Here is a 20,522-nt window from a genome sequence, read left to right on the forward strand (position 1 = left end):
AGATTGCCGGCCAACCGACCCGTTGGCCGGCGATTTAACCATTGTGCAATCTTCAACGCGAAAATGCTTGCTCGTGCAGATGTTGCGCGGTCGATGAGCGGCCGTGCGCTGTTGCGAAAGAGGCAGGTATCTGCGGCCGCTTGCGTTCATGCGGGACGACATTGGCGGCCGTTTGGTGACGGTTCGGTATTCAGGTTGCGGTGCCGCGAAGTTCAAGGCGACGCACAATCCGAATTCCGGCATCACCAAAGCGGATACGACCGGTTAAGGCCGCTGCTTCTGGCCGGTTTCGACCGGTGCATCCGAGCCGTCGGGCGACGGTCGGCCTTATTGGGGGTAGCAAGCATGTTTTACCGCAAACTTCGCCGCGATTGTCGTCGGCTCGTGAACGACCGCAGTGGCAACTTCATGATGATGTTCGGCCTCTCCGTGGGCGTTCTGTTCGTGGCTGCCGGACTGGCCGTCGAGTATTCGCAGTCGCTGCTTTACAAGACGCGCATCAACAATGCGCTCGATGCTGCGACCCTGGCGACCGGACGGGCCCTTTCGATCGGTGAGATCAGCAAAACGGGTGATGCCGCCGAGAACTACTTCAAGGCGATCTTTGCGGCCAATATGGGCGACGACTCGTTCGACGCCACCGCCTACACCCTCGAATCGTTCGATGTGAATACAAGCAACCAGACCGTATCGGGCCGGGTCAGCATCAAGCAGCCGCTGAAACTGCTGCGCGTGGGAACCGGAACGACCGAACAGAAGATTGCCAGCTATTCCGCGGCAAGTTTCGGCATCGGATCGGTCGAGGTCGCGATGGTGCTCGACGTCACCGGCTCCATGGGCTCCGGAAACAACAGCAAGCTCGAGAACCTGAAGGATGCCGCGCAAATCGGCGTCGCCGAGCTGCTGGCCGCCAACACGGCGACCGATGAGAACATCCGCATCAGCCTCGTGCCGTACAACTACGGGGTCAATGTCGGCTCCCAGCTCGCCAAATATGTCTATCCGGACTACCGCTACAGCAAGAGCGACGCGCCGATCTACGACGCGAAGATGGACAGCGATTCGGCAGAGTACGATGCCACGCAGGATCCCGGCGGCTACGGGCTTGGTTTTGATGTCGCGTCCTACATCAAGGACTATGATGTCTGCTACAAGCTGAAGAACAACAAGGCCAAGGTACGGATCAAGATCAAGGCATCCGATATCGACGACTACTGGTGCCCGACCGATACGTCGGTTGACAATCTTCCGTCGGACTTTGAAATCGAAGACGATTTCTCCAATGTCGACAATTGCGCGACCGACCGGAAGGCGCCCTACAGCGGCGGAACGAACTACCAGTATTCCAGCGCCAACCCCAGCAAGGGGATGATCAGCCGCGATTCGCGCATCGCAACCTGCCCCGCTTCACCCCTTGTTCTGTTGACCAGTTCCGAGTCCGATCTCGATACGGCCATCGAAAACCTCAACAGCGGCGGATACACGGCCGGCCAGATCGGCCTGATGTGGGCCTGGTACACGATCTCGTATGAGTGGGCCGACTATTTCGACGGGACGGCTTCCGATCCCGGCGACATGGCGACCGACGACGATCTTGCCAAATACATCATCCTGATGACCGACGGTATCTTCAATACCGCCTATGCCGGCAACAACAGTTCCAGCAATGTCACCAGCCAGTCCACGAAATCCGAAAACCGTGCGAAACAGCTGTGCACGAAGATCAAGAACCAGGGCATCAAGATCTTCACCATCGGCTACGAGACGCCGAGCAGCGCCGACACAATGCTGCAGGCCTGCGCCTCGCCGACGGAAGGTACCCTGGTCTACCACTACGAGCCGGAAACGGCGGAAGATCTTCGCGAGACCTATCAGAAGATCGCCAATCTGATCAGGACGCTGCGCCTGACCCAGTAAGAACCGGAGGTCTTGCCGGAATCGACGGGGCGCCCGCAAATAATTGCAGGCGCCCCGTCTTTATATGTTTGTATCAATAAGCAATATCCAAATCGAAATTACGCCGGTTTGCCGATATCTACAGAGCACCCCAAGAATATCCCCGCAATATTCAAATTTAAATCCGTTTCGGATCAGCGCGTTGACGATTTGAATAAAATGCAGGCAATAAAATTAAGTTCACTTCAATCCTGCACCCTTAAAAATAGTGAGATAATAGCGGTGAGGTGCGCCCTGGTTCGCGCGGCCGGCCGTGTGATGTGACAACGATCAATCTGATGGGAAGATGTGATGGGTACGGGTAAACTGAACACGCTCTTCGCGAATTTCCGGCGCGACGAAGGCGGCAATTTCATGATGATATTCGCCTTCGCAACGGCAGCGATATTTCTGACAGTCGGCCTGGCCGTCGAATTCTCGCATTCAATCAACATGAAGACCCGGGTCACGAACTCGCTGGACGCGGCGACGCTGGCAACGGCGCGCGCGCTGTCGATCGGCGAGATCACCGAGGATCAGGCCGATGACTACCTCGAAGCGGTGTTCATCGCCAACCTCGGTGTCGATGATCTGGGCTCGAGCGATTTCGCCATCGAGAACATCACCATCAATCCGGTGGACAAGACCGTTTCCGCCAGGGCCGTCTACGACCAGGACCTGAAATTCATCAGCATCGGCGCCGCGGTCGACCATCAGGAGGTCGGCAGCAACTCGGCCGCAACCTACGGCATTTCGGATATCGAAGTGGCGATGGTGCTCGATACGACCGGTTCCATGGGCGGTTCGAAGATCACGGCGCTGAAAGACGCCGCGGAAATCGGCGTCGAGGAACTGCTCAGCGTCAACACGCCGACCGACGTCAAGGTCCGCATCAGCCTCATTCCCTACAGCTACGCGGTCAATACCGGACCGTTGGCGCAGTATGTCTATGCGGACTTCAAGGAAAAGAAGAGCGACGCGCCGTTCTACAGCAACGAGCTCTTCGACGACACCGGTGTCGGCTATGACATCGACGCTTTCCAGGAAACCGGCAACATGGATGACATGTATGCCAATGACGACGGCACGCCGATCGACGATTGCGCGACGGACCGGAAGGCGCCGAACAGCGGCACGTCCTACCAGTACTCCGATGCCAATCCGTCCTACGGCATGCTGCCGCGCGATTCACGGCTGCACACGGACTGGTGCCCGAGCGCGGCGCTGATGCCGCTCAGCAGCAACGAATCGGCACTCAAGACGCGGATCAACAGCCTCAATGCAAGCGGCTGGACCGCCGGGCATATCGGCCTGCAGTGGGCCTGGTACACCCTGTCGCACGACTGGTACGACTATATGCCTTCGGGTTCGAAACCGGGCGACCCGGCCGTCGATGACGATCTGCAGAAATATGTGATCCTTATGACCGACGGCGAGTTCAACACGGCCTATGCGGACGTGAAGAAAAAGAACTGGTCCGCCGGCAGCCAGGGATCGAAGTCGCGCACCCATACGGAAAATCTGTGCGACAACGTCAAGGGCGACCAGATCAAGATCTTCACCATCGGTTTTCAGCTCTACGATTCCACGGCGCTTGCCATGCTCAAGGATTGCGCGACGCCGGACGATGGCGAAGTCACCTATCACTACGAGCCGGAAACCGGCGAGGAGCTGAAGGAAACATACGAGAACATCGCACGCACGATCCAGAGCCTGCGACTGATCCAGTAGTTTCGTCATCGCGGGGCCTGTGGGCCGGTCGCCATGATGGCGATCGGCCCTTTTTTGTTTCGATGCCATTCCCGCTGCGGTTGACCGCATTTGGCCGTAACATTAATTTTTCCTCGGTTTGTCTAGGTGAACCGGAGCATTGGATATGGGCGCCAAAGCTAGGCTGAATTCCCTTCGTGAACTTCTCTCCCATGCACGCGAACTCGCGCAGGTCGACGTCGGCATCCGGCTGTGGGACGGGTCAACCGTCCCGGAAGATCTTTCGGACAGCGCCTTTGCCGTCAGCATTGCCGACGAGGGCGTTGTTGCGGCGTTGATTAAAAAGCCGAAAATGGAGACGCTGCTCAATATCTGGGTCTCCCGGCGCATCGACCTGCACAATGGCGACATGTTCGATCTGGTCGCGCAGAAGCCGAAGATTCGCTCGCGCGAGCTGCGCAGGAGGATCAGCAAATGGCTGGCATTCAACACCGCCCGGAAGTTCTGGCTCGTCGACCGCGGCGGCCCCTGGCCGCTCGAGGACCAGGAGCAGGACAAGCCCAGCGACGGCAGCCGAGAGGCGAACGAAAGAAACATCCAATACCACTATGACGTGTCCAATGCCTTCTATGCATTGTGGCTCGACAAGGAGATGGTTTACACCTGCGGCTACTGCACGGACTGGGACAATGACATCGACCAGATGCAGATCGACAAGCTGGAAATGATCTGCCGCAAGCTGCGGCTGAAGCCCGGCGAGACGATGCTCGATATCGGTTGCGGCTGGGGTGCCCTTTCGCTCTACGCCGCGCAACACTACGGCGTCACCGCACATGGCGTCACCCTGTCAAAGCAGCAGGTCGAATACGCCAGGGAGAAGGCCGAACGCCTCGGACTGTCCGACCGGGTGACGTTCGAGCTGGCCGACTACGCGACCGTCGAGGGCCGGTACGACAAGGTCGCGGCGATCGGTATCCAGGAACATATCGGCGTCGCCAACTACCCGACCTATTACAGGACGGTCAAACGGGTCCTCAAACCGGACGGGCTGTTCCTGCACCATGCCATCACGCGGCCGGCGAAGCTTGATCCGAAGGACTACAAAAAGAAGACCCAGGCCTTCCAACTGCTGACCAAGTTCATCTTTCCCGGCGGCGAACTCGACAATATCGGCAACACCGAGCTCATGCTGGAACAGTACGGTTTCGAAGTGCACGATGTGGAGGCCTGGCGCGAGCATTACCAGCGCACCTGCCGGCTGTGGCACGACCGGCTGCTGGCGAATTACGATGCCGCCGTCGCCGAGGTCGGTGAGGTCAAGACGCGCATGTGGCTGGTCTATCTCGGCGGCTGCTCGATCGCTTTCGAGCGCAACACGGCGCGGCTCTTCCAGACGGTCGCAACGCACAAGAGACGGGGCCCCAGCGGCCTGCCGCCGACGCGGGCGGACCTTTATCGTCCGAATTGAGGGGAACGGTTCGGCCCGTCGGAGACCGCCTGCCGGTTTTCAGCCATCACACGCTTCCATTTGAAGACGATACGCTCTAGGTTCGCCCGGTTTCAACAGGACCGGAGCGGTGGACATGGGTGCCAGGGGCAGGCTGAAATCCCTTCGCAAACTTCTCGCGCATGCGCGCGACCTGATGCAAATCGATGTCGGATTCATCCTTTGGGACGGATCGACGGTGCCGGAAGAGCTGGCGGATGACGCATTCGCCATCAAGCTCGCCGATGAAGGCATCGTCGCGGCCCTGTTGCGCAGGCCCAACATGGAGACCTTGCTGAACCTTTGGGTGTCGAAGCGCATCGATCTCGTCAACGGCGACATATTCGACCTGACGGCGCAGAAGCCGAAGGTGCGGACCCGTGAAATCCGCAGCAAACTCAGCAAGTGGACGGCCTTCAACGCGCTCCGCAAGTTCCTCTTCGTCGGGCGCGGCGGGCCCTGGCCGCTGCAGGACCAGTCCGACGAAAAACCCAGCGACGGCAGCCGCGAGGAGAACGAAAAGAACATCCAGTACCACTACGATGTCTCGAACGCCTTCTACGCCCTGTGGCTGGATGAGGAGATGGTCTACACCTGCGGCTACTGCACCGACTGGGACAACGACATCGACCGGATGCAGATCGACAAGCTGGAGATGATCTGCCGCAAGCTGCGGCTCAAACCCGGCGAGACGATGCTCGATATCGGCTGCGGCTGGGGGGCGCTGTCATTCCATGCGGCACAGAATTACGGCGTGACCACGCTGGGCGTTTCGCTGGCAACGCAGCAGATCGAATATGCCAAGGCGAAAGCGGAGCGGCTGGGATTGTCCGATCGCGTGAAGTTCGACCTGGCCGACTACGCCACGGTCAAGGGCCAGTTCGACAAGGTGGCGGCCATCGGGATCCAGGAGCACATCGGCATCGCCAACCACGCCACCTACTATGGAACGGTGCGCCGCGTGCTGAAGCCGGATGGGCTGTTCCTGCACCATGCGATAACGCGTCAGGCACGCAAGGACGACAAGGCCTTCAAGAAGAAGAACGAAGAGACGAAGCTGATCACCAAATACATATTTCCGGGCGGCGAGCTGGACCATATCGGCAACACCGTGACCAACCTCGAGCGAAACGGGTTCGAGGTCCACGACGTCGAGGACTGGCGGGAACATTATCAGCGCACATGCCGCCGCTGGCACGACCGGCTGCTGGCGAACTACGACGCGGCGGTCGCGGAAGTGGGCGAAGTCAAGACGCGGCTCTGGCTGGTTTATCTCGGCGGCTGCTCGATCACCTTCGAACGCAACGGCATGCGGCTCTACCAGACCCTGGCATCGCACAAGCGCCGCGGTCCGAGCGGCCTGCCCCCGACACGGGCGGACCTTTACAGACCGGCATGAAAAAGGGGGCTGCACGCCCCCTTTTCCAACGGTGCTACTTCTTGTTCTGGCGGTTTTCGATCAGATCGTCCACCACCGCCGGCTCGGCAAGGGTCGACGTGTCGCCAAGCGTGCCGAAATCGTCCTCGGCGATCTTGCGCAGGATGCGGCGCATGATCTTGCCCGACCGGGTCTTGGGAAGACCCGGCGCGAACTGGATCTTGTCCGGCGAGGCGATCGGGCCGATCTCCTGGCGCACATGCTTGACCAGGTCCTTGCGCAGCGTCTCGCTGCCCTTTTCGCCGGCCATCAGCGTGACGTAGCAGTAGATCCCCTGGCCCTTGATGTCGTGCGGATAGCCGACGACGGCGGCCTCGGACACCTTGTCATGCGCCACGAGCGCGGATTCAACCTCGGCGGTGCCCATGCGGTGGCCGGAAACGTTGATGACATCGTCAACGCGGCCGGTGATCCAGTAATAACCGTCCTCGTCGCGGCGGCAGCCGTCCCCGGTGAAATACTTGCCCTTGTAAGTGGAGAAATAGGTCTGGATGAAGCGCTCGTGGTCGCCATAAACCGTGCGCATCTGGCCCGGCCATGAATCGACAATGCAAAGATTGCCCTCCGTCGCACCGTCCAGGACATTGCCGTCGCCGTCGACGAGTTGCGGCTGGATGCCGAAGAACGGACGTGTCGCCGATCCGGCCTTGAGGTCGGTGGCGCCGGGCAGCGGCGTGATCATGATGCCGCCCGTCTCGGTCTGCCACCAGGTGTCGACGATCGGACACTGCCGGTCGCCGACGACGTTGTAATACCATTCCCAGGCTTCCGGGTTGATCGGCTCGCCGACCGTGCCAAGCGTGCGCAGGGACTTTCGCGACGCGCGCTTGACGAAATCGTCGCCGGCTCCCATCAGGGCGCGGATCGCCGTCGGCGCGGTGTAGAATATGTTGACCTGGTGCTTGTCGACGACATCCCAGAAACGGCCGGCATCCGGATAATTCGGAACGCCCTCGAACATCAGCGTCGTCGCCCCGTTGGCGAGCGGCCCGTAGACGATGTAGGAGTGGCCGGTGACCCAGCCGACATCGGCCGTGCACCAGTAGATGTCGCCGTCATGGTAGTCGAAGACATATTGATGGGTCATCGAGGCGTAGACGAGATAGCCGCCCGTCGTGTGCAGGACCCCTTTCGGCTTGCCGGTCGAACCGGACGTATAGAGGATGAAGAGCGGATCCTCCGCCTTCATCTTGGCGGGCGGACAGTCCGGCTTGGCGGCCTCGACGGCCTTCTGGTAGTCGATATCGCGCCCCTCGACCCAGCCAACATCGCCGCCGGTGCGACGCACGACCAGCACATTCTTGACCGTGACGCCGTTCTTTTTTGCGATGTCGACGGCCTTGTCCGTGTTTTCCTTCAGCGGGATCGCCCTGCCGCCTCGAAGGCCCTCGTCGGCGGTGATGACGAAGCTGGAATCGCAATCGACGATCCGGCCGGCCAGCGCGTCGGGCGAAAAGCCGCCGAAGACGATCGAGTGGATGGCGCCGACGCGGGCGCAGGCGAGCATCGCGTAGGCGGCCTCGACGATCATCGGCATGTAAATGGTGACCCGGTCGCCCTTCTTGACGCCGTTGCTCTTCAGCACATTGGCGAGGCGGCAGACCCGCTCGTAAAGCTCGTTGTAGGTGACCTTCTTGTCGTCGTAGGGGTTGTCCCCCTCCCAGATGATCGCCACCTGGCTGCCGCGCTTCTTCAGGTGGCGGTCGATGCAGTTATAGGAGACGTTGGTGACGCCGTCCTCGAACCACTTGATCGAGACCTTGCCGGAGAACGAGGTGTTTTTGACCTTCGTGTAGGGCTTGAACCAGTCGATCCGCTTGCCGTGCTTCTTCCAGAACTTCTCGGGGTTCTTCGTGCTCTGGCGGTACCAGTCAAGATAGGTGTCATTGTCGATCAGGGCGCGTTTCCTGGCGGCCTTCAGCACCTTGTGGGTCTTCTCGGTCATGCACTCCTCCTTTACACGCGAACCGGCGGCCGGCTCCCGCCCGGCCAGGCGGGTCCGCACCCGATGGTGGTGTTCTTCATAGCAGTTGTTTTCGTTCAAGCAATTAGACTTATGGGCCGAAGGCTTTGGTGACCGCCGCTTTGATTGCATTTCGTCGCGATTGGCGTTATAGAGGCGCCCACTTCCCGGAAATTGTGGTGATACCACGGCCCGCCCCCGGAGCGGGCGGACAGGAGAATTTTATCCATGGCTCAACAATTGCTCATGCCCAAGGCCACAGCCGTGTGGCTGGTCGACAACACGGCCCTGACCTTCGATCAGATCGCCCAGTTCTGCAAGCTGCACACGCTGGAGGTCAAAGCCATCGCCGACGGGGAATCGGCGCAGGGCATCAAGGGCCTCGACCCGATCCAGACCGGCCAGCTGTCGCGCGATGAAATCGCCAAGGCGGAGGCGGATCCGGCGCACAAGCTGAAGCTGTCGAGCCCGAAGGTGCATGTGCCCGAACTGAAGCGGAAGGGCCCGCGCTACACGCCCGTGTCGAAGCGGCAGGACCGGCCGAACGCCATCTTGTGGCTGGTGCGCAACCACCCTGAACTGCGCGATGCGCAGATCTCGCGCCTTGTCGGCACAACCAAGTCGACCATCGAGCAGATCCGCGAACGCACCCACTGGAACTCGGCGAACCTGACCCCGCTCGATCCGGTGACCCTTGGCCTGTGCACGCAGATCGACCTCGACATGGAAGTGGAAAAGGCAGCCAAGGACCGCCCGTCGGAGGTCGTGGTGCGCGAGGACGAGACGTTGCTTCCGGCACAGGAAACGGAAGGGTTCTCCCTGGAGGAGCCGATCGTGCCGCCGAAGAAGAAGGAAGAGGACGAGATCGACGCCGATGCCGTTTTCGCCAAGCTGAATTCGCTGAAGACCGACAAGCCGGAAGAGCCAACGGATTAGACCGGTCGATCCGGGAACGGAAGGGCCGCGTTGCCAGAACGGCAGCGCGGCCTTTTTATGTTCGGTATTGCGTCCAAGGCGCCGGAACCGGGGAGCGAGGCCGCTTTCATCCGTCCGGATCGCGTGGCATAACGGTGACTGCTCCCTAAGCCCGGGAAACGGGAACGGAAAGGACCGCACAGCGACTGCGCGGGACACTGAATGAAGCGATTTATCAAGCGTCACGCGCTGTGGGGCGCCTACATCGTATTCCTGACATTGGCCGCGATCTTCGGCGCGCGCGAGGGCGCGCTCGACTTTTCCGGGCCGGGCGCGGCAGGCAAAGCGGCAATCTGGCTGATCTTCCTTGCCTTCCTCGCCTATTCGGTCCAGGCCCATCGCAAAGAGGTCTTCTTCCGTTCCGTCGCCAAGGTGAACCGGCTCTGGTGGGGGCTACAGATCGGCCTCGACCTCTACATCAGCGTCTTCCTGTCGCTCGCCGTGATCTACCTGGTCGAGGGCTCTCTACTTGTCATGCTGCTTTGGGCACTGCCAGTGCTGATTTTTGCCAACCTGGCGATCCTGCCCTACCTGATCCTGAACTACGGGGCCGTCTTCAGCGTGCTGGCGGGCTGATCATTTCCGACGGGTCAACGATGCCGATGCGGCCGGTGGACTATTTCACCAGCCTCAACACCGCAATCCACGGAAAGGTGCTTGCGCCCTCGGGTCTTGGAAGCAGTAAGCCGTTGGCGTCGATCTTAAGTTTCTTGTCCTTGACGGAATTGCTGACATTACCGCCGATCGCCGTAATCTTCTTGGCTCCCGCATCCACCGACACGACAATATCCGAGTGGGACGGATAGAAGCTGTCGGCGAGATAATCCCCCCGCGCGGCACTGAAATCGTGCTGCTTTGCCCCGCCCCGCCCGAAGTGCACGATGTCACCGCGCTGCGGCGCATAACTTTCCGGATGCATCGCTTCATAGACCGCGTTCACCCGCCCGGAGATAAAGTCCTGCACATAGTGACAGTGGGCCTGGCTGTATAGAAATCCGCTGCCCGCACCGGCTTTTTTAAGCACATGGCTTATGAACGCGGACGACCAGGGCGGGTTGTGCGATTTACCGGTAGCCTGGTTGACGATCTGGGTGCGCCCGTTATGGGCGATTCCAAGCCCGCTCCAGTAGTCACCGATCCGCAGGAATTGAGGATCGTCGGCTTCCTTTCTGGTGCCCTTTTCGAAGAACTCCCATTCCTCAAGGCAGATCGATACAATTTTGTCTGCGAGCGAGGCGCCTGTGGCTGAACTGCCGAGCGTTACACCGTTGCCGGCGAACTTCGCTTTCTGGTTGCCGTGTTCGAGAATGTAGTTGCGAGGCAGCACCGTCCCCGGCGCAAAACCGTGAAAATGGACATCCTTCTTGGCGTTATTGCCGAATATCGCAACCGGGTTTGCCACCACATGGTTTCCCCAGGTTGCAAGGGCGTTCTGCGAGGACAGATGCGGGTTGAGAAAATGGGTTGCGCCCTTTACCGAGCAGGGTCCGCCCGAAATGCGGTGCTGCACGTGATCGGCGATGATCTTCGTGACATCCTGTCGGGCGGCCGGCAATCCGGTCCAGCTTCCCAGGCTGTTGATCGCCGAAAACTGGAACGGTTGATCAACCACCTCCTGAACCGCGTCGGGAAAGCCCTTGTGGGCGACCCGGTTGATAACCGTGTCAACCACTGCAGCCAGTCCGCCTTCCAGTTGCGACTGGCCGTGCTTGCCGAAATGCCCCACTTCGCTTTGCGCGACACGGCAAAGAGCGTCGAAATCGGACGGTGTGATCACCACTCTCACAAGTCCGTTGGTCGGACCGGGAACGGGGCCTGGACTGGGGCCTGGGCCAGGGGCCGGGCCCGGGCTTGGCGTGTTGTTCGTGTCGCCTTCCTCGTTGTCCGCCGGCGGTGTCGCGCCGGGTTGCGTCGTGTAGACAACGGTCCAGCCGCAATCGGCCTTGAACTTGGATATGACCTTCAGTCCCTCAAACGCGATGTCTTCCAGGACGACATCAAGCTGGTCATCGGGAATGCACTCGATCTTGTCGGTTCCTATAGGCATATCCGAACTCCCTGTTGTTGAAACGTCTACAGGCCGAAATCGCGAACCAGTTCGGCGCGCAGCGTGGCATATTGCTGTTTGTTCAGCAGGGCGGTTGTCGTGGCGTTCACGCCTTTAGCCTTGAGCCAGAGCCGGACCTTTGTTCTGCCGTCGGCCCCGTTCGCCCTAAGGTAGTTCCTGATTTTCGTCGTCGCGTTGTCGGCGCCGAAACGGTCGATCGTGGACAGTTCGTTTTCCTTCGCAGCCTTCAGTTCGGAAGCCGAGGCCTCGGTAACCGTCAAAAAGCCGCCGGTGAGCGTTCCGGCCCGGTAATAGCGCTCCACATCCGACAGGCCGAGTTCGAGGGGATACTGGGCGACACTCAGATCGAGCCGGGAGATGATATCCGAACGTATTCTCGCCCGGTTCGTCTGCATGGCCGTCTGCAGAATATCGATCGTTTTCTGGACGAGAATGTCCTTCTCGTAGGCTTCAACCGAACCTTTGAGACCGGTATCGATCGCGGCCAGCACGCTCTTGGTGGTCGTGTCAGCGATCAGGACGCCGGTGCCGCTGAGTGCGATGCTCGTCACGGTGGCGACAAACGGGACCTGCTGGCGTTCCTGCGTGAGGCGGGCCTCGTAGCGTCCGTAGGCCAGATCAATGGCATACATGCGTCCCAGAATAATTGAATTCCGGTATCCCAGCTTTTGCGCCGGTGTTGCCGCGTTGTTGTATCTTTCGACCATGGCCACGCCGTAGGTGGTTCTCAGCGCGGTCAATTCATTGTCGACGGTGTAGAGGCGCGGGGGGCCGGTCTGGACCGACGGGCTGCAAGCCGTCGCGACCAGCGCGATGGCGATTGCGGCTATGGCTGCTCCGGCTTTTCCTTGAAAAATGCTTGCGCCGGATGGCTTTCCGGCAGTTGGACGAGCGCCTAGGACCACGACATCCCTCCCCAAGGCCGCGATGGTAAAATTTCGTAAGATATTCTTATTTTTTGTGATCTTTTGCGACCAAAACCTAGAATAGCAATATACTTAAGCAAATCAACCAAAAATGATTAAGTATTCAACAGCTAAATTTCAGTTTCGGGTCGGTTTCGCCGGGTTGATTGATTGGCGGCGATGGCTCTGTTGCCGGGGCGGCTGGCCTAAGGAAATCCGGCTGCGGCGCGGCCGGATTTCGTCCTGAGGGGGCCGGTGTGGACCTCGGGAAGACGCCGAACGGCGAGATCCACGACCGGCCAATTCTGCCGCCGCGACGGGCGGGGCGGTCGTCCCTAACCGCCGCCGAGACTGAAATCGACCACCGCGCCGGGGCCGAGCGGGATGTTGAAGCCGGTCCACACGACGATGATGACGACGCCGGTGATCATCAGCCAGACCGAATAGGGGATCATCACCGCCATCAGGCTGCCGATGCCGAAATTCTTGTCCCAGCGCTGGCAGAAGATCAGGATGAGCGGGAAATAGACCATCAGCGGGGTGATGATATTGGTCGCCGAATCACCGATGCGGTAGGCCGCCGTCGCGGTTTCCGGGCTGATGCCGAGCAGCATCAGCATCGGCACCAGGATGGGTGCCAGGAGGGCCCATTTCGCCGAGGCCGAGCCGACGAAAAGATTGATGAAACCGGACAGGATGAGCAGGCCCGCGAGCAGCAGCGGCCCGGGCAGGTTGGTCCAGCGCAGGAACTCGGCGCCGTCGATCGCCAGGATCAGCCCGAGATTGGACCAGACGAACATGATGACGAAATGGGCGGCGGCGAAGGCGAGCACCAGGTAGTAGCCCATCTCGGCCATCGACTTGGACATCAGTTCGACCAGGTCGCGGTGGTTCTTGATGACGCCGGTGACGTGGCCGTAGACCCAGCCGCTCAGCAGGAACAGGAAGAAGAAGCCGGCGACCAGGGACTGGTAGAACGGGGTGAGGCGGGCTTCCGGCCTCGCGTCCTGGTCGATCAACGGCGTTCCGGGGCCGACGGTGAGCACGACCCACACGGCGATGACGCCGAGGATGGTCAGCGCACCCCATTTGAGGCCGCGGCGCTCGTCGGCGGTCAGCGGCCCGGAAATCGGCTCGTCCGTGTCGGCCACGGTGCCGCCGCTCCATCTTCCGAGGCGCGGCTCCACCTGGCGGTCGGTGATGTACCAGATGACCGGCAGGTAGATGAAGAACAGCGCCATGATCAGATACCAGTTGCCGGCGATGTTGGCATTCCAGGCCGGATCGAGGATCTCGGCGCCGGCCTCGGTGATGCCGAAGAGCAGCGCGTCGAGCTGGCCGGGGAAGAGATTGGCCGAGAATCCGCCGGAGACGCCGGCGAACGCGGCGGCGATGCCGGCGACCGGATGACGGCCGGCGGCGGCGAAGATGACGCCGGCGAGCGGAATCAGCACAACGTAGGCGGCGTCGGCGGCAAGGTTGCCGATCATGCCGACGGCGACGACGATCGGCGTGAGCAGCGCCGTCGGCGCATTGCTGACGCCGGCGCGCATGGCGGCGCCCAGGAAACCGGTGCGCTCGGCGACGCCGGCGCCGAGCATGACGACCAGCACATAGCCGAGCGGGTGGAAGTGGGTGAAGGTGGACGGCATGTCGGTGACGAGGCGGCGCAGGTTCTCCGCCGACAGAAGACTCATCGCCCTGACCGGCTCGTCAGTGACCGGATGAACGGCCGACAGGCCGATGAACGAGGCGAAGACGCTGACAATCATCAGGATCGCGATCAGCCAGAAGAAGATGAAGACCGGGTCGGGCAGCCGGTTGCCGGTGCGCTCGATCGCGGCGATTAAGCCTCGGCTTGTCTGGGAGGGGGTATCCGTCATGTTTTTGTTCCTGTGCTCAACAGTCCCTCAGCATGGTGTCCCCGGCGCGCCCTATTGTGCGCGCTTTGGGGCCAGATTGGGGCAAAAAGCCGGCTGCTTTGGTCTTACAACTTTAGTTGGCGGCGCGTCGCGAACACAACAAATGACAGAAGAATCTTGCCGCGGGCTTGCTTGACTCCGGCGAGATTTTTTGGAATCTATATTAGAACAAAGCAAGAACATATGGGAAGCAAAGGACAATGCAGGGCACCGATGTGCGGCAGAGGATGGAGGCATTGCAGGACGCCGTCGCCAAGGTCGACCGGCGTCACGCCTCCTTCGCGCGCCATGCCCGCCTGCGCGAAAAGAACGGTTTTGTCCGCTTCGGCATCGATGCGGTCGACGCGGTCTTCGAGGACGGGTTCCCGGTCTTTGCGCTGCACGAGGTACGCTGCGGCCTCAGCCGCGACATTGGCGCCGCCATCGGCTTTCTCGCCGGGCTGATCGCCGGCTGCATGAAAAACCGGACGGGGCGGATCGTCTGGGTTTGCGATCCGGCCTGCCGGCTCGACGGCGGTCAGCTGTTCCCGGCAGGGCTTGCCATGTTCGGGCTCGACCCGGCGCGGCTTCTCATGGTGCGCCCGGCGGACCTGAAATCGGCGCTGTGGGCGAGCGACGAGGCGGCGAAGTGCACGGAACTGGCGGGCGTCGTCTTCCAGGTGAAAGGCAATCCGCCGCGCTTCGACATGACGGCGAGCCGGCGGCTGATGCTGAAGGCGCAGCAGAACGGGCTCTTCGTCTCCATCCTGCGGCAGGGCGGCGAGGAGGAGGCCAACGCGGCGGCAACCAGGTGGTGCGTCAGCGCACGCGCTTCGGCGGCCGACCCGCATCTTGAAAAGGGCATCGGGCTTTTGCGGCTGGGCCTTGTCCTTGAACGCAACCGCAACGGTCAGACGGGGCAGTGGACCGTTGCATGGAACCAGCACGAACACGGTTTTGAACATGTCCCAGCGGATTATGTCGATTGCCCTGCCGCGACTCCCCACCGACCGGACAGCGCGCCGCAAATGGGGCAGGTCATGGCGTTTGAACGGGCGTCCTGACGCCCCGCCCCTTGCCGCGACCGCCAAGGTCAAGAACGCCATGCGCCTCGTCGCCGTGGACGGCCACGGCTATCGCGCCGGGCTGCGCGTCGGGCAGACGCTGAGCGATGCGCGGGCGCTGTTTCCCGATCTGGATGTCTTCGATGACGACCCGGACGCCGATGCGGCGCTGCTTGAGGCGATTGCCGCCTGGTGCGACCGCTACACGCCGCTGGTGGCGGTGGAGACGCTTGCGGCAACCGTTTCGGGGAGCGCGCCCGGCCTGTTCTTGGACATTTCCGGCTGTGCCCATCTCTTCGGCGGCGAGGAGGCGATGCGCGGCGATCTTGTCGCCCGGCTGCGCGCCGCGGGCATCCGCGCGCATGCCGCCATCGCCGACACGCCCGGCGCCGCCTGGGCCTTTGCCCGCTACAGCGACCGCGCGGCCGTCGCGCCGGGCCGGCACAGCAAGGAACTGCTCGACCTGCCGCTCGCGGGCCTGCGTCTCGAAACGGAAATGCTCGACATGCTGCGCAAGCTGGGCCTTCGCACCGTCGGCTGCATTGCCGCCCTGCCGCGGGCGCCGCTCGCCGCCCGCTTCGGCAACAGCCTGCTTTTGCGGCTCGACCAGGCGCTGGGGCGCGAGGAGGAGGCGATCTCGCCGCGCCTGCCGGTGCCGGAGCTGTCGGCGGAACGCATCTTTGCCGAGCCGATCGCCCTGGTGGAGGACATCGAGCGCACCGCCCTGCAGCTCGCCGGCAACCTTAAATCCCGGCTCGATGCGCGTCAGCTGGGTGCGCGCACGCTGGAGCTGAAGCTTTTCCGTGTCGACGGACACGTCACGCCGATCGCCGTGCGCGCGGCCAGCCCCGTCTACCAGCCGGAGCGCATCATGATGCTGTTCCGCGAGCGCATTGCCGGTTTCCACGAGGATATGGATGCCGGCTTCGGCTTCGACCTCATCCGCCTCAATGTCACCGAGAGCGAGGAACGGCCCGTGGCGCAGGCCGATCTCGGCGGCGGGCAGTCGCGGGGCGAGGCGTTCATCGGCCTCGTCGACAAGCTCGGCGCGCGCCTCGGCACGGACCGGGTGCAGCGCTTCGTCGCCGCCGACACACATATTCCCGAACGCAGCTTCGGCCTTGTGGCGCAGGCCGCCGGCAGCGCCGGCACGTATTCTTGGAACGCGGACGGGCCGGTCGCGGGCGGACAGGGCGGCGCCGCCGTGCTGACCCGGCCGGTGCTCCTGTTCGACCGGCCCGAGCCGGTCGAAGCCGTCGCGGAGGTGCCCGACGGCCCGCCGATCCGCTTCCGGTGGCGCAGGACACTCTACAGCGTCGTGCGCTCGGAAGGCCCCGAACGCATTGCCTGCGAATGGTGGCGCGACGGGCGCGGCGGGCAGAGCCGCGACTATTTCCGCGTCGAGGACGATGCGGGGCTCCGGTTCTGGATCTTCCGGCAGGGGTTGTTCGAGCGCGAGACGCGCGAGCCCGCCTGGTTCATGCACGGGCTGTTCGCATGACGGTACCTTCCCCCGGCTATGTGGAGCTTGCCGCCACCAGCAATTTTTCTTTCCTGCGCGGGGCGTCGCATCCCGAGGAACTGGTTGTTGAGGCCGCCCGCCTCGGCCTTGCGGGGCTGAGCGTTGCCGACCGCAATTCGCTGGCCGGCGTGGTGCGGGCGCATATGGCCGCCAAGGAGGCCAGGCTCGCCTTCGCGCCGGGCTGCCGGCTGGTGTTTTGCGACGGCACGCCCGATATCCTGGTCTGGCCGCAGGACCGGGCCGCCTATGGGCGGCTGTGCGAACTGCTGACGCTCGGCAAGCGCCGGGCGCCGAAGGGCGAGTGCCATCTCGGCCTTGCCGACCTCGTTGAACACGGCGACGGGCTGATCATGGCTGTGGTGCCGGCAGCGACCCTGCCGCTTGCCATGCCCGCCTGTCTTAAGACGCTCGGGCAGCGCTTTTCCGGCGCCGTCTATCTCGCCGCCGCCTGGCGCTACGGCGCCGCCGACCAGCGCCTGCTCGCCGCGGTCGCCGGCCTTGCCCGGCAGGCTGGCCTGCCGTTGCTGGCGGTGGGGGATGTGCTCTACCACGCGCCCGAGCGGCGTTTCCTGCAGGATGTGGTGACCTGCATCCGCGAGCACCTGAGCCTGCGCGAGGCGGGAAGGCAGCTCGAGCCCAATGCCGAGCGGCACCTGCGCGGCGCGGCGGAGATGCTGCGCCTCTTCAAGGGCTACGAACAGGCCGTCGCCGAAACGGAAAGGCTTTTTAGCCGGCTTTCTTTCTCGCTCGACGAACTCCGGTACCTCTATCCGGAGGAGCCGACCGGAAGCGCGACGCCGCCGCAGGAAACCCTGGAGCGACTGACCGCCGAAGGGCTGCAGGAGCGCTATCCGGACGGCGCCCCGCAAAAGGTGCTGGCGGCGCTCGAGCATGAGCTGGCGCTGATCAGAAAGCTCGACTACGCGCCCTATTTCCTGACCGTCTACGATATCGTACGCTTTGCCCGCAGCGAGAAGATCCTGTGCCAGGGGCGCGGGTCGGCGGCCAACTCCGCCGTCTGCTACTGCCTGGGCATAACGGAAGTGGATCCGGAAAAGGTCGACCTGCTTTTCGAACGCTTCATTTCCGAGGAGCGCAACGAGCCGCCCGATATCGATGTCGATTTCGAGCACGAGCGGCGCGAGGAAGTGATTCAGTATATCTACGGGAAATACGGCCGCGACCGCGCCGGGCTCGCCGCCACGGTGATCACCTATCGCGGCCGTTCGGCGCTGCGCGAGGTCGGCAAGGTATTCGAGCTTTCCGACGACGTCATCACCGCCGTATCGGGCACGCGCTGGGGCTCGTCTTCCTCGAAGCTCGACGCGGAGGACGCCCGCCGCGCCGGGCTCGACCCGGACGACAAGCACCTCATGCAGATCCTCGACATGGCGAGCCAGATCATCGGCTTTCCGCGCCATCTCTCGCAGCATGTCGGCGGCTTCGTGATCACGCGCGACCGGCTGAGCTCGGTGATCCCGATCGAGAACGCGGCGATGGAGGACCGCACCGTCGTCGAATGGGACAAGGACGACCTGGAAAGTCTCGGCATGCTGAAGATCGACGTGCTCGGCCTTGGCATGCTGAGTTGCATCCGCAAGGCGTTCGAATTCCTGCAGACCCATTACGGCCGCAGCGAAACCCTGTCGTCGCTGCCCGACGGCGACGGCAATGTCTATGACATGATCTGCCGGGCCGACACGATCGGTGTCTTCCAGATCGAGAGCAGGGCACAGATGTCGATGCTGCCGCGGCTGAAGCCGCGCTGCTATTATGACCTCGTCATCGAGGTGGCGATCGTGCGGCCGGGGCCGATCCAGGGCGACATGGTGCATCCCTATCTCAGGCGCCGGCAGGGAAAGGAGCCGGTCTCCTATCCCAAGCAGGAGCTGAAGGACGTGCTCGCCAAGACACTCGGCGTGCCGCTGTTCCAGGAGCAGGCGATGAACATCGCCATCGTGGCGGCGAATTTCGAACCCGGCGAGGCCGACAAGCTGCGCCGGGCAATGGCCACCTTCCGGCGGGTGGGCACGATCCACAATTTCCGCATCAAGATGGTCGAGGGCATGGTCGCCAACGGCTACGAGCGGGACTTCGCCGAGCACTGCTTCAGCCAGATCGAGGGGTTCGGCGATTACGGCTTCCCCGAGAGCCACGCGGCCAGCTTCGCGCTGCTCGTCTACGTGTCCTGCTGGCTCAAATGCTATTATCCGGACGTCTTCTGCGCGGCGATCCTCAATTCGCAGCCGATGGGTTTTTATGCGCCGGCGCAGCTGGTGCGCGACGCGCGCGAGCACGGCGTCGAGGTGCGGCCGGTCGACATCAACCATTCCGAATGGCTGTCGACGCTGGAGGCAACCGATGCCGGCAAGCAGGCAATCGCGGCGCGCCATGCCGAGATGGCGCCGGTGATGCGGAACGCCCATGCGGTGCGGCTCGGCTTCCACCGCATCAAGGGTATCGGCGAGGAGGATGCGGAACTGATCCTTGCGCATCGCGGCGAAGGCTATGACAGCGTGCGCGACCTGTGGATGCGTTCGGGCCTGTCGCGCCGGGCGATGGAAAAGCTCGCCGAGGCGGACGCCTTTTCCTCCATCGGGCTTTCACGCCGCGACGCGATCTGGGCGGTGCGGGCGCTCGACCCGCTGGGCGCCGCCGAACGCCTGCCGCTTTTCGCGGCGGCCGGCAGCCGCGACCTGCAGCGCGAGCCGGATGTCGTGCTGCCGCCCATGCCGCTCGGCGAACAGGTGATCAACGACTATCGCAGCCTGACCTTCTCGCTGAAGGCGCATCCGGTCTCCTTCGTGCGCCACAAGCTTGCCCGCGACGGCTATGTGCCGGCGGCGCGGCTGCCGGACCTGCGAGCCGGCCGCTTCGTGTCGGTCGCCGGGCTTGTGCTGGTGCGCCAGCGGCCGGGCTCGGCCAAGGGCGTGGTGTTCGAGACGCTGGAGGACGAGACCGGGGTCGCCAATGCGATCGTCTGGCCAAAGGTGTTCGAGCGCTACCGCACCATCGTGATCGGCAGCCGCTTCATCGGCGTGCGCGGGCCGCTGCAGTCCGAGGACGGGGTGATCCATGTGGTTGCCCGCGAGCTCTACGACCTGACTCCGCTGCTGGCCGGGCTTTGCGACGCGGAGGGGCCGATCGACGGCCTGGCGCGCGCCGACGAGGTGAAGCGCGAGCCGACCGACCCGCGCGAGCGCGACCGCAGCAGGCCGGCGATGCGGCTTCGGAACCTCTTCGAGCAGGTGCCGCAGATGCGCACCGGCGGGCACCAGCATTATTCCTCCACCCGCAAGGTGCTGCCGGGCGGGCGGAATTTTCACTGATTATGTCCTCACGGTTGAGCGCGGCTTCGCCGCTAACCTCCGGACGGGGCGCCGAACGGTCGGCGGCACGCGGTCGCGTGCGTTTGGTGCCACCTGTCATGGACACATCAACTCGAAGCACGTAGTGCTTCGCAAGGCCGACCGGCCGTCGCCGCTTATGCGGCGCGCCCTCGCAGGCCAGCCGCGCAGCGGCGGTGCGGCCGTGAGCGAAAACAAACCGCCAGCG

General features: G+C 62.7%; 13 protein-coding genes. 9 read left to right on the top strand and 4 right to left on the bottom strand.

The window, feature by feature from the left end; genetic code table 11:
• The first annotated feature begins 384 nt into the window (after nt 1–384).
• The 4 genes from E4M07_RS09325 (at nt 385) to E4M07_RS09340 (ending at nt 6,530) form a co-directional block, all read left to right on the top strand.
• Nucleotides 385–1,917 (top strand): pilus assembly protein, encoded by a 1,533-nt coding sequence (locus tag E4M07_RS09325; RefSeq protein ID WP_169054146.1) that lies wholly within the window; start codon nt 385–387, stop codon nt 1,915–1,917.
• 330 nt (nt 1,918–2,247) lie between these two features.
• The gene (locus E4M07_RS09330; RefSeq protein WP_136658033.1) at nt 2,248–3,666 is read left to right on the top strand and encodes a pilus assembly protein; all 1,419 of its coding nucleotides are present in this window, start codon (nt 2,248–2,250) and stop codon (nt 3,664–3,666) included.
• Nucleotides 3,667–3,811: 145 nt separating this feature from the next.
• Entirely contained in the window at nt 3,812–5,113 is a 1,302-nt protein-coding gene (locus E4M07_RS09335) for a cyclopropane-fatty-acyl-phospholipid synthase family protein (protein ID WP_136658034.1), read from the top strand.
• A gap of 115 nt (nt 5,114–5,228) precedes the next feature.
• Nucleotides 5,229–6,530 carry a cyclopropane-fatty-acyl-phospholipid synthase family protein gene (locus tag E4M07_RS09340; RefSeq protein WP_136658035.1) on the top strand — a complete coding sequence of 434 codons (1,302 nt, stop codon included), beginning with the start codon at nt 5,229–5,231 and terminating at the stop codon, nt 6,528–6,530.
• A gap of 34 nt (nt 6,531–6,564) precedes the next feature.
• On the opposite strand, the gene acs is transcribed toward E4M07_RS09340, so the two are convergent.
• Nucleotides 6,565–8,514, bottom strand: coding sequence for an acetate--CoA ligase (acs, locus tag E4M07_RS09345; RefSeq protein WP_136658036.1), 1,950 nt, complete (start codon nt 8,512–8,514; stop codon nt 6,565–6,567).
• 246 nt (nt 8,515–8,760) lie between these two features.
• Between acs and E4M07_RS09350 the strand changes: the two genes are divergently transcribed.
• A complete protein-coding gene (locus E4M07_RS09350; RefSeq protein ID WP_136658037.1) occupies nt 8,761–9,468 on the top strand; it encodes a DUF1013 domain-containing protein in 708 nt (235 codons plus the stop codon).
• A 201-nt stretch (nt 9,469–9,669) separates the two neighbouring features.
• Nucleotides 9,670–10,083 (top strand): hypothetical protein, encoded by a 414-nt coding sequence (locus E4M07_RS09355; protein ID WP_136658038.1) that lies wholly within the window; start codon nt 9,670–9,672, stop codon nt 10,081–10,083.
• A 40-nt stretch (nt 10,084–10,123) separates the two neighbouring features.
• Here the strand turns inward: E4M07_RS09355 and E4M07_RS09360 are convergent, their stop codons facing one another.
• From E4M07_RS09360 to E4M07_RS09370, 3 genes are all read right to left on the bottom strand, one after another.
• Entirely contained in the window at nt 10,124–11,554 is a 1,431-nt protein-coding gene (locus E4M07_RS09360; RefSeq protein WP_136658039.1) for a DUF2272 domain-containing protein, read from the bottom strand.
• 26 nt (nt 11,555–11,580) lie between these two features.
• Nucleotides 11,581–12,480: a hypothetical protein gene (locus tag E4M07_RS09365; RefSeq protein ID WP_136658040.1), complete on the bottom strand. Its 900-nt coding sequence runs from the start codon at nt 12,478–12,480 to the stop codon at nt 11,581–11,583.
• A gap of 335 nt (nt 12,481–12,815) precedes the next feature.
• Complete coding sequence (locus tag E4M07_RS09370; protein WP_136658041.1) at nt 12,816–14,363, bottom strand: AbgT family transporter; 1,548 nt, start codon at nt 14,361–14,363, stop codon at nt 12,816–12,818.
• A gap of 239 nt (nt 14,364–14,602) precedes the next feature.
• Between E4M07_RS09370 and E4M07_RS09375 the strand changes: the two genes are divergently transcribed.
• Genes E4M07_RS09375 through E4M07_RS09385 form a run of 3 tightly spaced genes read left to right on the top strand, consistent with a single transcriptional unit; the run spans nt 14,603 to nt 20,296 of the window.
• A complete protein-coding gene (locus tag E4M07_RS09375; RefSeq protein ID WP_136658042.1) occupies nt 14,603–15,445 on the top strand; it encodes a hypothetical protein in 843 nt (280 codons plus the stop codon).
• Entirely contained in the window at nt 15,429–16,946 is a 1,518-nt protein-coding gene (locus E4M07_RS09380; protein WP_246660398.1) for a DNA polymerase Y family protein, read from the top strand. The genes E4M07_RS09375 and E4M07_RS09380 overlap by 17 nt, the downstream gene beginning before the upstream one ends.
• Nucleotides 16,943–20,296 (top strand): error-prone DNA polymerase, encoded by a 3,354-nt coding sequence (locus tag E4M07_RS09385; RefSeq protein ID WP_136658044.1) that lies wholly within the window; start codon nt 16,943–16,945, stop codon nt 20,294–20,296. The genes E4M07_RS09380 and E4M07_RS09385 overlap by 4 nt, the downstream gene beginning before the upstream one ends.
• The last annotated feature ends 226 nt before the right edge of the window (nt 20,297–20,522 follow it).

The sequence above is a fragment of the Nitratireductor sp. XY-223 genome (assembly GCF_004959855.1).
In the GTDB taxonomy this organism is placed as follows: Bacteria; Pseudomonadota; Alphaproteobacteria; order Rhizobiales; family Rhizobiaceae; genus Hoeflea_A.

Coding starts and splice junctions, on each gene's coding strand:
- E4M07_RS09360 (WP_136658039.1), bottom strand. CDS start 11,554: ATGCCTATAGGAACCGACAAGATCGAGTGCATTCCCGATGACCAGCTT.
- E4M07_RS09340 (WP_136658035.1), top strand. CDS start 5,229: ATGGGTGCCAGGGGCAGGCTGAAATCCCTTCGCAAACTTCTCGCGCAT.
- E4M07_RS09335 (WP_136658034.1), top strand. CDS start 3,812: ATGGGCGCCAAAGCTAGGCTGAATTCCCTTCGTGAACTTCTCTCCCAT.
- E4M07_RS09375 (WP_136658042.1), top strand. CDS start 14,603: ATGCAGGGCACCGATGTGCGGCAGAGGATGGAGGCATTGCAGGACGCC.
- E4M07_RS09370 (WP_136658041.1), bottom strand. CDS start 14,363: ATGACGGATACCCCCTCCCAGACAAGCCGAGGCTTAATCGCCGCGATC.
- E4M07_RS09355 (WP_136658038.1), top strand. CDS start 9,670: ATGAAGCGATTTATCAAGCGTCACGCGCTGTGGGGCGCCTACATCGTA.
- E4M07_RS09350 (WP_136658037.1), top strand. CDS start 8,761: ATGGCTCAACAATTGCTCATGCCCAAGGCCACAGCCGTGTGGCTGGTC.
- acs (WP_136658036.1), bottom strand. CDS start 8,514: ATGACCGAGAAGACCCACAAGGTGCTGAAGGCCGCCAGGAAACGCGCC.
- E4M07_RS09330 (WP_136658033.1), top strand. CDS start 2,248: ATGGGTACGGGTAAACTGAACACGCTCTTCGCGAATTTCCGGCGCGAC.
- E4M07_RS09385 (WP_136658044.1), top strand. CDS start 16,943: ATGACGGTACCTTCCCCCGGCTATGTGGAGCTTGCCGCCACCAGCAAT.